Annotated in this window: 11 protein-coding genes and 1 pseudogene; 9 read left to right on the top strand and 3 right to left on the bottom strand. The window is 54.3% G+C overall.

Annotated features, from left to right (window positions below; all coding sequences use genetic code 11):
- Nucleotides 1-97 precede the first annotated feature (97 nt).
- The 5 genes from purL to EDC90_RS15455 all read left to right on the top strand — a co-directional run bounded on the left by purL (nt 98) and on the right by EDC90_RS15455 (nt 5860).
- Entirely contained in the window at nt 98-2359 is a 2262-nt protein-coding gene (purL, locus tag EDC90_RS15475; RefSeq protein WP_132313228.1) for a phosphoribosylformylglycinamidine synthase subunit PurL, read from the top strand.
- 1 nt (nt 2360) lies between these two features.
- Nucleotides 2361-2594, top strand: coding sequence for a BolA family protein (locus tag EDC90_RS15470; RefSeq protein WP_132313226.1), 234 nt, complete (start codon nt 2361-2363; stop codon nt 2592-2594).
- A gap of 169 nt (nt 2595-2763) precedes the next feature.
- The gene (gene grxD / locus EDC90_RS15465; protein ID WP_132313224.1) at nt 2764-3099 is read left to right on the top strand and encodes a Grx4 family monothiol glutaredoxin; all 336 of its coding nucleotides are present in this window, start codon (nt 2764-2766) and stop codon (nt 3097-3099) included.
- A 145-nt stretch (nt 3100-3244) separates the two neighbouring features.
- Entirely contained in the window at nt 3245-4498 is a 1254-nt protein-coding gene (locus EDC90_RS15460) for a multidrug effflux MFS transporter (RefSeq protein ID WP_245511081.1), read from the top strand.
- A 114-nt stretch (nt 4499-4612) separates the two neighbouring features.
- On the top strand, nt 4613-5860 hold the full coding sequence (locus EDC90_RS15455; protein ID WP_207903929.1) for a multidrug effflux MFS transporter: 1248 nt from the start codon (nt 4613-4615) through the stop codon (nt 5858-5860).
- A 144-nt stretch (nt 5861-6004) separates the two neighbouring features.
- Here EDC90_RS15455 and EDC90_RS15450 read toward each other — a convergent pair whose 3' ends face one another.
- Nucleotides 6005-6832, bottom strand: a complete 828-nt coding sequence (locus EDC90_RS15450) for an inositol monophosphatase family protein (protein ID WP_132313222.1) — start codon at nt 6830-6832, stop codon at nt 6005-6007.
- A 314-nt stretch (nt 6833-7146) separates the two neighbouring features.
- Here EDC90_RS15450 and rpsD point away from each other — a divergent pair, with 314 nt between their 5' ends.
- The 4 genes from rpsD (at nt 7147) to gndA (ending at nt 11315) form a co-directional block, all read left to right on the top strand.
- Entirely contained in the window at nt 7147-7764 is a 618-nt protein-coding gene (rpsD, locus tag EDC90_RS15445; RefSeq protein ID WP_132313220.1) for a 30S ribosomal protein S4, read from the top strand.
- 107 nt (nt 7765-7871) lie between these two features.
- A complete protein-coding gene (locus EDC90_RS15440; protein WP_132313218.1) occupies nt 7872-8798 on the top strand; it encodes a glutaminase in 927 nt (308 codons plus the stop codon).
- Nucleotides 8799-8863: 65 nt separating this feature from the next.
- Nucleotides 8864-9718 carry a tRNA 2-thiocytidine(32) synthetase TtcA gene (ttcA, locus tag EDC90_RS15435; protein ID WP_132313216.1) on the top strand — a complete coding sequence of 285 codons (855 nt, stop codon included), beginning with the start codon at nt 8864-8866 and terminating at the stop codon, nt 9716-9718.
- 160 nt (nt 9719-9878) lie between these two features.
- Nucleotides 9879-11315, top strand: coding sequence for an NADP-dependent phosphogluconate dehydrogenase (gndA, locus tag EDC90_RS15430; protein WP_132313214.1), 1437 nt, complete (start codon nt 9879-9881; stop codon nt 11313-11315).
- A 63-nt stretch (nt 11316-11378) separates the two neighbouring features.
- On the opposite strand, the gene EDC90_RS15425 is transcribed toward gndA, so the two are convergent.
- On the bottom strand, nt 11379-12323 hold the full coding sequence (locus EDC90_RS15425) for a diguanylate cyclase (protein WP_132313212.1): 945 nt from the start codon (nt 12321-12323) through the stop codon (nt 11379-11381).
- 18 nt (nt 12324-12341) lie between these two features.
- A pseudogene (locus tag EDC90_RS15420) lies at nt 12342-12892 on the bottom strand (IS5 family transposase); the annotation flags it as partial.
- Nucleotides 12893-12988: the final 96 nt, after the last annotated feature.

Below are 12988 nucleotides of genomic sequence, written 5' to 3'. Positions count from 1 at the left end.
AAACCGAAATTCCGGTCGCCTCGCATTTGAACTTGCGTTAATGAAGTGCAAAATCAGACTTATGTAAAAGAAAACCAAAGCGGGATTCTGGTTCCTCATGACCCTTTCAAACAGTCAGGCCATCACCCCTGAACTCATCGAAGCACACGGTTTGAAGCCGGACGAGTACGAGCACATTCTCGAGCTGATCGGCCGGGAACCCTCCTTTACAGAACTCGGCATCTTCTCCGCCATGTGGAACGAGCATTGTTCCTATAAATCATCGAAGCGCTGGCTCAGAACACTGCCGACAACAGGACGCCGTGTCATTCAGGGGCCAGGTGAAAATGCAGGCATCGTCGATATCGATGATGGTGACTGCGTCGTCTTCAAAATGGAAAGCCACAACCACCCGTCCTTCATCGAGCCCTATCAGGGCGCGGCAACAGGAGTCGGTGGTATCCTTCGCGATATCTTCACGATGGGCGCACGTCCGGTGGCTGCCATGAATGCCTTACGTTTCGGCGAGCCGGACCACCCCAAAACCCGTCACCTGGTCTCAGGCGTGGTTGCCGGTGTTGGCGGCTATGGCAACTCGTTTGGTGTCCCCACGATTGGTGGTGAAGTTGAATTTGATGCCCGCTATAACGGCAATATTCTCGTCAACGCTTTTGCGGCCGGCATCGCCAAATCCGATGCGATTTTTTATTCCGAAGCAAAAGGCGTAGGCCTGCCGGTGGTTTATCTCGGAGCCAAGACCGGGCGCGACGGCGTTGGCGGCGCGACCATGGCTTCCGCCGAATTTGACGAAGCGATCGACGAGAAGCGCCCAACCGTTCAGGTGGGAGACCCCTTCACCGAAAAATGCCTGCTTGAAGCCTGTATGGAGTTGATGACCACAGGTGCGGTCATTGCAATTCAGGATATGGGTGCTGCGGGGCTGACGTGTTCTGCCGTCGAAATGGGTGCAAAGGGTAATCTTGGCGTTGAGCTGGATCTCGATAAGGTTCCGGTGCGTGAAGAAAACATGACCGCCTATGAAATGATGCTCTCGGAAAGCCAGGAGCGTATGCTCATGGTGCTCGATCCGGAAAAAGAAGAAGAGGCCGAAGCAATCTTCAAAAAGTGGGGCCTTGATTTCGCTATTGTTGGCACGACAACCGATGATCTGCGCTTCAGGGTTCTGCATCAGGGCGAGGAAGTCGCCAATCTCCCGATCAAGGAGCTGGGTGACGAGGCGCCGGAATATGACCGCCCATGGCGCGAACCTGATACACGCGGATCGCTGCCCTCGCACCTGGTCGATGCCCCTGAAGATTATAATGCCGCTCTGCTGAAGATCATCGGCAGTGCCAACCAATCCAGCCGCCGCTGGGTCTATGAGCAATATGATACACTCATTCAGGGCAATTCGCTGCAGCTTCCAGGCGGCGATGCGGGTGTCGTGCGCGTTGACGGGCATCCGCTCAAAGCGCTCGCCTTCGTCTGCGATGTCACGCCTCACTATGTCGAAGCTGATCCTTATGAAGGCGGCAAGCAGGCCGTTGCAGAATGCTGGCGCAACCTGACAGCGACAGGTGCAGAACCACTCGCGACGACCGATAACCTCAATTTCGGCAATCCGGAAAAGCCGGAAATCATGGGCCAGCTTGTGAAAGCCATTGAGGGCATCGGCGAGGCTTGTCAGGCGCTCGAATTTCCGATCGTTTCGGGCAATGTCTCACTTTACAACGAGACCAACGGTGAAGCGATCCTTCCAACGCCGACGATTGGCGGTGTCGGGCTGATTGCTGACTGGCGCAAAATGGCGCGGATCGGCACCTTCAGTGATGGCGATGAGATCATTCTGATTGGAGCGGACGGCGATCACCTCGGAGCAACGGCCTATATGCGCGATTTCCTCGGCCTTCTGGATGGTCCGGCGCCGACGGTCGATCTCTACGTCGAGCGCCGAAATGGCGATTTCATCCGCTCAGCGATCAACAACGGTCAGGTCACAGCCTGCCATGACATTTCAGCTGGCGGCCTCGCGATCACACTCGCGGAAATGTGCATGTCAGCTGGCAAGGGTATGAGCCTCAGCCTCAACCAGGCCCGGGGCCTGCCGCATGCATTGCTTTTCGGAGAGGATCAGGCACGCTATGTCGTTGCAGTTCCATCTGAGCTGGCCAACTTCATCTGCGCCTCAGCGGAAGGAAGCGGCGTTCCCTTCTGTCGTCTGGGCAAAGCCGGTGGTGACAGTCTCCAGATTGATGACCTGATCAATATCACGGTTGAAATGTTGCAGAATACACATGAATCGTGGTTCCCTGATTTCATGGCAGCCGCCGTAAACAGTGATAACCCGGCGGAAGAACCGGCAGACAGCAAGGAGCAGTAAAATGGCTATGAGTGCGGGCGAAATCGAAGATATGATCAAAGCTGCCATTCCCGATGCCGAGGTGACAATTCGTGACCTTGCCGGTGACGGAGATCACTTTGCCGCCGAAGTCGTTTCGGAATCCTTCCGGGGTAAATCACGCGTGCAGCAGCATCAGATGGTTTACGATGCCCTGAAAGGCAATATGGGCGGCGTTCTTCATGCGCTGGCTCTGCAGACATCGGCTCCGCAATAAACTTGGCTGCACGCACCTGCCTCGGCAGGCTTTGAAAATGATATCGCAACCAATCGGTTCGAGTGGCGTTTCGCATCCTTCGGGGGTTGGCGAAACTCAATCGATCGATTATATGCTGAAAGCAGATAAACGCTTACGGACCTTGACCCGTATGTGAAAGGATTTCTCAATGAGTGACATTCAGGACTTCATCAAAAGCGAAGTCAGTGCCAACGACACGGTTCTGTTCATGAAAGGCACGCCGCAGTTTCCGCAGTGTGGCTTTTCCGGTCAGGCCGTGCAGATCCTCGAATATCTCGGTGTTGATTACAAAGGTATCAATGTTCTGGAGAGCGACGATCTGCGGCAGGGCATCAAGGATTTCTCCAACTGGCCGACGATTCCGCAGCTTTACGTCAAAGGCGAGTTTGTCGGTGGGTGCGACATCATCCGTGAGATGTTCCAGGCCGGAGAACTTCAGGAACACTTCAACAGCAAAGGCATCGCCGCGCGCGGTGCTGCCTGAGGCCTCTTCAGGCCCGGCGACTAAACAGAATTGAATTCCGGCCAGCTTTAGGCCGGTTGTTGTGCGGGGCCGTTTTCGGCCCTCCACGTTTTTTGGACAGGCGTTGCATTGGCAACGCCTTATTTTTGCTTTCAGGATATTTGTTGTGACAAACGCAGACCAGTCGATATCACCGGTAGCGGCCAAAGCACCACCGGGAAAATGGGAGCTCGTGGCGATGATGGCAGCGCTTATGGCGCTGAATGCGCTGGCCATCGATATCATGCTTCCCGGACTTCCGCAGATCGGAGCAAGCCTTGGGGTTGCCGATGAAAACCAGCATCAGTTTATCGTAACATCATATGTTCTAGGGTTTGGCATCGCTCAGCTGGCCTACGGCCCGCTTTCGGACCGTTTCGGACGAAAATTCCCGCTGATTGCCGGCCTTGCGATCTATTTTGTCGGCGCTCTTTTCTGTGCCATCGTTCCCAGCTTCACGATGCTGTTGCTTGTTCGTTTTTTCCAGGGCCTTGGCGCTGCGGCAACGCGTGTCATCTCGGTTGCTGTCGTGCGTGACCTTTACGGCGGCCGAAAGATGGCAGAGATCATGTCGCTGATCATGATGGTTTTCATGGTGATTCCGATCATTGCCCCGACGATCGGTCAAACCATCATGTTTGCCGGTGAATGGCACCTGATTTTCTTTTTCCTTGCAGGCGCAGGTCTGATCAACATCTTCTGGGTTTCGTTCCGCCTTCCCGAAACGCAGCACCCTGAAGATGTTCGTCCGCTCACACCAAAGGCCATTGCCAGCAGCTTCTATACGGTTTTATCGAACCGCATCGCCTTCTTCTATACGCTGGCAACGATGTTCATCATGGGCTGCATTTTTGGCTTTGTGACATCTGCACCACAGGTCTTCCTGAGTGTGTTTGAACTCGGCACATTGTTTCCGCTGGCCTTCGCCGGAATCGGCGTTACCATGGCGTTCTCATCACTGATGAATTCACGGATCGTTGGCAAATTGGGAATGCGCAAACTCTCTCATGGCGCGCTCATCGGCTTTACGACGACAACAGGTCTATGGCTGCTGATTGATCTGGCCTTCGGCGGGCTGATGCCCTTCTGGCTGTTTTATGTCATGTTCCTCGTCGCGTGGTTTCAGTTTGGCTGGATTGCACCGAACTTCAATTCGCTGGCGATGGAGCCTCTCGGCCATGTTGCCGGGGCCGCCTCATCCCTGCTGGGCTTTGCGACAACCGCAGGTTCGGCACTTCTCGGCTCGGTGATCGGCCTTTCTTTCAACGGTACGACAACACCGATGATCACAGGCTTCTTCTGCTTTGCTGTACTGGCGCTTGGCCTGACCGTGATCGCGGAAAAGGGCAAGCTCATGCAACCGCATAACCCTGAAGTTTAGATCGCAGATTAACAAAGGCGCGGAACATCAACCGCGCTTTTGCTTTTTCGGGCTTCGTGATGCGCTATGCTCGCAATCACCAATCTGAATTGGTTGACTTTAAAGAACGCCGCAATGACCCAGACAAAAGCCACCTCTCCGGCAGAACAGAAAAGGCTTCCGAAATGGGAGCTTGTGATCATGATGGCTCTACTGATGGCGCTGAATGCGCTGGCCATCGACATCATGTTGCCGGGCCTCCAGCAGATCGGTGCAAGCCTCGGTGTTGATGACGAAAACCAGCGTCAGTTTGTTGTCACGGCCTATATGATCGGCATGGGGCTTGGACAATTATTCTTCGGCCCGCTGTCTGACCGTTTTGGCCGCAAGCCCGCCCTTCTGGCTGGGCTGATCGTATACATATCTGCTTCGGTGTTCGCCGGTTTCGTGCCAACCTTCGCAACGTTGCTTGCGGTGCGGTTTATTCAAGGTGTTGGTTCGGCCGCAACCCGTGTGATTGCCATTTCTGTTGTCAGAGACCTTTATGGTGGACGCGGTATGGCCGAAGTGATGTCACTGATCATGATGGTGTTCATGGTGATCCCGATCATTGCACCGACAATCGGACAAAGCATTCTCTTTGTCGGCGAGTGGCACCTGATCTTTCTGTTTCTGGCGCTGTTTTCAGCCTGCATGTTCGTTTGGGTGCTGGGCCGGCTGCCGGAAAGCCTGAAACCGGCAGACAGGCGCGCCTTCAACGTGAGTTCAATTCTGGCCGGTTTTAAAATCGTCCTGTCGAACCGCACGGCAACGCTTTATATTCTGGCTACAACCTCTGTTCAGGCCTGTATGTTTGGCTACATCTCCTCCGCCCAGCAGGTCTACATCGACGTTTTCGCTATCGGACCGCTGTTTCCCATTGCCTTTGCAGGCATCGGCGTTGTCATGTCCGTATCTGCCCTTGCCAATTCGCGCATGGTCGGACGCTTCGGAATGCGACGGCTGTCCCAGTCCGCTCTGATTGGCTTCACGCTGACGATGGGCATCTGGCTCGCTGTCGATCTGCTTTATAACGGGATTATGCCGTTCTGGATGTTTTATGGCTTCTTTGCCATTGGCTGGTTCCAGTTCGGCTGGCTCGGTGCCAATTTCAATACGCTCGCGATGGAACCTCTCGGCCATATCGCAGGGCTTGGCTCTTCCATTCTCGGCTTCACCAGCACGGCGGGTTCGGCCCTTTTAGGCTCTTTGATCGGTCTGAACTTTAATGGCACAACCACACCGCTGATTATCGGTTTTTTCTGCTTTGCTATTGTGACCCTTATCATCACGATAGTCGCTGAAAACGGAAAGCTGTTTCAGGCGCCAAACGCGCCGGACTGAAGCATCGTGAAAAACAGGCAACTGAAAGGCGCGGCCTGATACCGCGCCTTTTTCTGTGCCTAGAACATCGCATGATGCTCTAGATTCCAAGGTTTGACACGTCGGGACGGCGAAAAACCAGTTTCCACTCCTCCGCCCGACGCTTTAGATCGTAAAGACTTTTTCACGCAGTTCGCGCCAGCTCTCTTTGTCTGTTGCCCCCAGCAAGCCGCCGTCGAGATTTTCAGGCCGGTAAGGCGAACCGTCATATCGGGCGATATAGCCGCCGGCTTCCTGACCAATGAGCACACCGGCAAGATGATCCCATGGCATCAGCTTCATATAGGTGAAAAAGCTCAAGCCCCCTGAAGCAAAGGCACGATACTCAACCGCCGCGCAGCGGTAGCTTGCGGCAAAACGCACTTTCGCAGTATTGGCCAGAAGCTGACCGCGCTTTTCAGACGATGTAAAGGAAACCGATGCTGCGCCAATCATCTGGTCCAGTGGGACCGGTTCCGCGACCGTCATTTTCTGCGATGAGCCATCGGACCGTTTCAGCCACGACCCTGACCCTTTTTCTGCAACCATGAAATCATCGCCCATGGGATCATAGATCAGACCGGCAATTGTTTCGCCGTTCTTTACAATGGCAAGCATCACGCCGAAGGCCGAAATGCCATTGGCGAAATTAAATGTCCCGTCAATTGGATCGACAACCACCGCAAGATCCGCATCTTTGAGCTTCGGCAACAGGTCAGGATCAGCGGCAACACCTTCCTCCCCGATAAAAAGCGCTTCTGGTAAAAGCTCAGCAATACCGGCCTTGATCACGCGCTCAGCGCCGGTGTCGGCAACGGTGACAAGGTCGCTGGGTTCTGATTTTGACGAGACCTCGCCGGTTTGCAGGTGGCGAAACCGCGGAAGTATCTCTTCTTTTGCAGCCCGACGCATAAGGACGGCGATGGCACTGATGGTGTCGCTTGAAACAGTCATATTGATATTCCGGTTCTGAATAACTTTGAAAAAGGACAGTCATGTTTAAACATGGGCACCCGGTCAGGTCTATGCTGAGCCTGGAAAAGCAACATGACGGTTCCGACCTAAGTTGACATTTTCCCGAAAGCCGACTATGTCCGCGCGAACACTGACTGAACGTCTGGTGTTACCACCGACATGTCCCGTGGTTTTCCGGGCGCTTTTTTCCGTGAAAACCTGTCAGGCTCCCGTAATCCGGGAACCAAAGGAGGGCGTGTTTCCTTGGGACCTGCCACAAGGCCGGTTCTTTTGTTTTGAGATAAGGAAATACGATGAGCAAGCGCGAATCGTCCAAGCATAAAATTGACCGCCGTATGGGCGAAAACATCTGGGGCCGTCCGAAGTCACCAGTGAACCGCCGCGAATACGGCCCCGGCCAGCATGGTCAGCGCCGCAAGGGCAAGATGTCCGACTTCGGTGTTCAGCTGCGCGCTAAGCAGAAGCTTAAAGGTTATTACGGCGAGCTGCGCGAAAAGCAGTTCCTGGCCATCTTTGAGGAAGCGAACCGCCGCAAGGGCGACACTGGTGAAAACCTCGTTGGCCTGCTCGAAAGCCGTCTGGATGCAATCGTTTATCGCGCAAAGTTCGTACCGACCGTTTTTGCTGCACGTCAGTTCATCAACCACGGCCACGTGATGGTCAACGGCCAGAAGGTCAATGTTGGCTCCTATCGCTGCAAGCCGGGTGATGTGATCGAAGTGCGTGAGCGTTCGAAGCAGCTGGCAAGCGTCATCGAAGCCACACAGCTGGCTGAACGTGATGTTCCTGAATATATCGACGCCGACCATAACAAGATGGTTGCGACCTACGTACGGGTTCCGGCTCTCGCCGACATCCCCTACCCGGTCATCATGGAACCGAACCTCGTGGTCGAGTTCTATTCGCGTTGATTTTTCAGCCGATACGATCTTTGGAAAGCCGCCTTATCGGGCGGCTTTTCTGTTTTCAGCCTTCCGTTGCTCTGCAACGATATAAGCGTAAACAGCACGAGGCCGCCATGGATCTGCAAGCCATCATCGACGACATTACTGCCGAGCTTTCCCCGCGGCTGGGAGAAGGCAATGTCGCTGACTACATCCCGGAACTGGCCAAGATCGACCCCAAACAATTCGGTATCGCGATCACGACTGTCGATGGAAACACCTATCAGGCAGGCAACGCAGGCACAGCCTTTTCAGTTCAGAGTATCTCGAAAGTCTTCATGCTCACTCTGGCGCTTGGCAAAGCCGGTGAAAGCATGTGGAAACGGGTTGGGCGAGAGCCATCCGGCTCTGCTTTCAACTCTATTGTCCAGCTTGAACACGAAAACGGCATTCCACGAAATCCGTTCATCAATGCTGGTGCCATTGTCGTAACGGACATGGTTCTGGCCGGGCATCAGCCGCGGGAGGCAATCGGAGAGTTTCTGCGGTTTATTCACTACCTCGCAAATGATGATACGATCTCGATCGACCGGCGCGTGGCAAAGTCAGAGCAAAAAACCGGTTTCAGAAACATCGCGCTGGCAAATTTCATGCGCGGTTTCGACAATATAAAACATCCCGTCGAAATGGTGCTGGGCACATATTTTCATCAATGCGCGCTTTCGATGAACTGCGTCCAACTGGCAAATGCAGGGCTGTTTCTTGCCAATCGCGGCACCAACCCGCTGACTGGTTTTTCTGTGGTTTCAGCAAGACGCGCACGGCGCATCAATGCACTGATGCTGACTTGTGGCCATTACGACGGTTCCGGCGAGTTTGCCTATCGGGTTGGTCTTCCGGGAAAATCCGGCGTCGGCGGCGGTATTCTGGCTATTGCACCGGGCAAGGCATCAATCGCGGTCTGGTCGCCGGGTCTGAACGAGGTTGGCAACTCAAAACTTGGGTCTGTCGCGCTGGAAGTGTTGGCAGCACGAACAGGCTGGTCCGTTTTTGGCCCTTGATCTGAACACAGAGACGATGCATTGCCTCAACGACTGAAAACATTTGGTGAAAGATACAAAGACGAATGAGCGATACCGCCGAACAGCAAAATCAAGATGAGATGGCGTTCCGGGCGCTTTTTGCAAATGCGCCGGACACGGTCTCTTTTGCCAAGCTGCGCAAGCGGCTGATGCGACAGACACGGCAGGCTATCGAAGATTTTTCAATGCTATCGGGACAGAAGCGATGGCTCGTCGCCCTTTCCGGTGGCAAAGACAGTTACGGGCTACTCGCGGTTCTTATGGAGCTGAAATGGCGCGGTCTGTTGCCCGTCGAAATTGTTGCCTGCAATCTCGATCAGGGACAGCCGAATTTTCCAAAGCACATACTGCCGGAATATCTGACCGAAATCGGTGTGCCTCATCGTATTGAATACCGTGACACGTATTCGATCGTCACCGACAAGCTGGCGCCGGGCTCGACCTATTGCTCCCTGTGCTCAAGGCTGAGGCGCGGGCATCTATACCGCATTGCACGCGAAGAAGGCTGCGATGCACTGGTTTTAGGCCATCACCGGGAGGACATTCTTGAAACCTTTTTCATGAATCTTTTCCACGGTGGCAAGCTGGCGACAATGCCGCCAAAGCTTCTGAATGACGAGGGTGATCTGACAGTTCTGCGACCACTGGCCTACGCCGCAGAAGACGATCTGGCAAAATTTGCCGAAGCCATGCAGTTTCCGATTATTCCCTGCGATCTTTGTGGCTCACAGGACGGCCTGCAGCGCAATTCCATGAAGCAAATGCTGGCCGATATGGAAACGCGTATGCCCGGACGAAAAGATACGATGCTGCGTGCACTCTCACACGTCAATGCATCACATCTGCTGGATACCGGGCTGTTTGATTTTGCAGGTCTTACTGCCAGAAAAGAAGAATAGGGCCAGCCTTCCATACTCTTTGCGCCACACGCACTATGTGAAAGTTTCGCTAAACTTGAATGGAATGACCTGAAATAAAACTGTTTCAGGTCTCCGGCCCTTGCCGTTTCCGCGCTGCAATGCCACAAAAGAGCGACCATAAAGCACTGGAGGTGACGACGTGGAAAAGGCAGAAATCGGACTGATCGGTCTGGGTGTGATGGGCTCAAACCTCGCCCTGAACATCGCCGAAAAAGGCAATAAAATCGCCGTTTACAACAGAACCGTAGACAAGACCCGCGCGTTTTATGCGAATGCAGGCGAACTTCAGGACAATATCGTTCCGACAGAATCGCTTTCAGAATTCGTTGCGGCAATCCGTCCGCCGCGCCCGATCATTATCATGATCAAGGCAGGCGATCCGGTTGATCAGGAAATCGAAAAGCTGCGCCCCTATCTGGGCAAGGGTGACATCCTGATTGATGCGGGCAATGCGAACTTCCACGATACGCGCCGCCGTTTCCAGGAACTGGAAGGAACAGGCCTGACCTTCATCGGCATGGGTGTCTCTGGCGGTGAAGAAGGCGCACGCCACGGTCCCTCGATCATGGTCGGCGGCACTGAAGACTCGTATAAACGCGTTGAGAAGGTACTCACCTCAATCTCCGCTAAATATGCAGAAGATCCGTGCTGCGCCTGGCTTGGCCCCGATGGTGCCGGACACTTTGTCAAAACCATTCATAACGGCATTGAATATGCCGACATGCAGATGATCGCGGAAATCTACGGTGTTCTGCGTGACGGCGTCGGCATGAGTGCACCGGAAATTGCGCATATCTTCGGCGAATGGAACCACGGCCGCCTTAACTCCTTCCTGATTGAAATCACTGAGAAGGTGCTGCTGGCCACGGATCCGGAAACCGGAAAACACATGCCTGACATCATCGTCGATGCTGCTGGGCAGAAAGGTACCGGACGCTGGTCGGCCATTGAAGCGCAGCAACTGGCCGTTCCCGCAACCGTCATTGAAGCTGCGGTTGCCGCACGTTGCCTTTCGGCCATGCGTGGCGAGCGCAAGGATGCAGAGAAACTCTTCAATAAAGAAGACCTCGCATTCCACATCGCGCCCGGTCCTTGGCTCAACAAAGACCTTGAGCTTGCTCTGCTTGCAGCCAAGATTGCCGCTTATGCACAGGGCTTTGATGTAATGGCAAGCGCTTCGGAAGAATATGGCTGGAACCTGCCGATGCCGGAAATCGCACGCATCTGGCGTGCGGGCTGCATCATCCGGTCACAGTTCCTCGACGAGATCACACAGGCCTTTACCGAGAAACCGGATGTGGCAAATCTGATTGTCACGCCGGCCTTCTCCAAGACCCTCAATGAATGCCTGCCGGCGCTTCGCCGCATCGTGTCAGCAGCAACGGCTGCCGGTCTTCCGGTTCCCGGCCTTGCCTCGGCACTGACCTATTTCGATGCGTATCGCCAGTCACGTGGTACAGCGAACTTGATTCAGGCGCAGCGTGACTTTTTCGGCGCTCATGGATTTGACCGTCTCGATGGTCTGGACATCCACCATGGCCCATGGGGCAGCGGCGCCAGTGCTGAAAAAGGCTAAAAGCCGCCCGATTATAAAGCTCCGGTTTCGGCCGGGGCTTTTTTGTAAGACGCCACTTATAAACTAAATATCCGTATCATATCCATAAACAGAGACCCTGTTTCTACCCGCCTGCTTTGCGGTGTAGAGTGCCTCATCGGCTCTTTTGATCACATCTTTTATGGTTTGATTGCTGCCGTCTGATTGTGCAACACCTGCGCTCACCGTGACGGATACCTTGCTGCCATCACAGTTATAAACGTCAGACGCGATCTGAGCACGGATGTCCTCTGCAACCCTTGCTGCATTGTGCTTTCTGCTTTCAGGGACGACCACACAGATCTCCTCACCGCCGTATCGCACGACAATATCGGTCTGGCGCATTCGACCGGAAATCGTTGAACAAACCTGGGCAAGCACCTGATCTCCGACCGGGTGCCCATAAATATCATTCACTCGCTTGAAATGATCAATATCGAACAGGATAACGGAGAAAACGGAATTTTCCGCTTTGGCTGAAGCCTCAAGACGGGCTGAAAAGAGATTGAGGGCACGCCGGTTGCTCAATCCGGTCATCGGGTCGCGCTGGGCCTGCCGCTTAAAGGTCAGAAATTCGCATTCCTGACGATCCCCAATCGCCAGTAGATAGCCGATGATCACGGTTCCCAGTATATTTCGGATAAACACTATGGGGGCGACATCAAGGACTGCATGCATATAATTGGAAGGTAAGACAATCAGGGTAACATAGCTCATGGTTACAAGTAGCCCCAGTAACGCAAGCCCCGGAATATCCCGCCGGTTTCCACTGAATCGCGCATAGGCCAAACCGATAAGTGCTGACAGAAAAATTGCAGCAATCCCGGGCACAGTACCGACGCCGCCCAGGAACAGACGTGCTAAAATCGTCGCGCATGAGACGATAACAGTTGCCCCCACACCGCCAAATAATGCAGCCAAACCAATCATCACCGTGCGACTGTCCAGTATAACACCCGGCCTGAGTATGACCGGATCAAGCATCGTCAATACAGAACCGATGCTAGGTCATGTTGACAAACTCCGGATCCAGAGTCGGGCGGAGACGATGTGAACGATGGCAAGATAGCTTGCAGCTGTTTTGTCATAGCGGGTAGCGAGCCGCCTGGCGCATTTGAGCTTGTTGAAGCATCGCTCGATCTGGTTTCGGAGGGCATACACGAAGCCATCGACGGGGATCGGCTGTTTGCGATTTGCTCTGCCGGGAATGACGGCTGTTCCGCCGCGCGCCTCGGTGTCGTCGCGGATGTGATCGGAATCGTATCCGCGGTCCGCGATCAGAACCCTGGCTTTGGGCAGGTCCTCATCGACGAGCACGTCATAGCCCTTGTAGTCCGAGACTTCGCCGCCAGTGATCTCGGCCCTGACCGGCAGGCCCCAGGCATTGGCGATCAGATGAATCTTGGTCGTGAAGCCACCTTTTGAACGGCCAAAACCTTCCTTCTGAGTCCCCTTTTTGCGCCTGCCGCCTGATGGTGGGCCCGGATGATGGTGGAGTCGATCATTTGAACCTGGGGTGGGGCCGCCCCGCTTTCGTTCAAGGTATCAAGGATCAGCTCCCTATAGCGCGACAATCTGTCTGAGACGCCGGCGACAATCTGTCTGAGATTCTATGTCGCGTCATTTGTGATGTTATCATCCTGATTGCCGCTGGC

Origin of the sequence: Martelella mediterranea, from assembly GCF_004342225.1 — a bacterium.
Classification (GTDB): Bacteria; Pseudomonadota; Alphaproteobacteria; order Rhizobiales; family Rhizobiaceae; genus Martelella; species Martelella mediterranea_B.
Note: the sequence above shows the minus strand (reverse complement) of the source record. Positions and strands in the feature narration are given on the sequence as shown.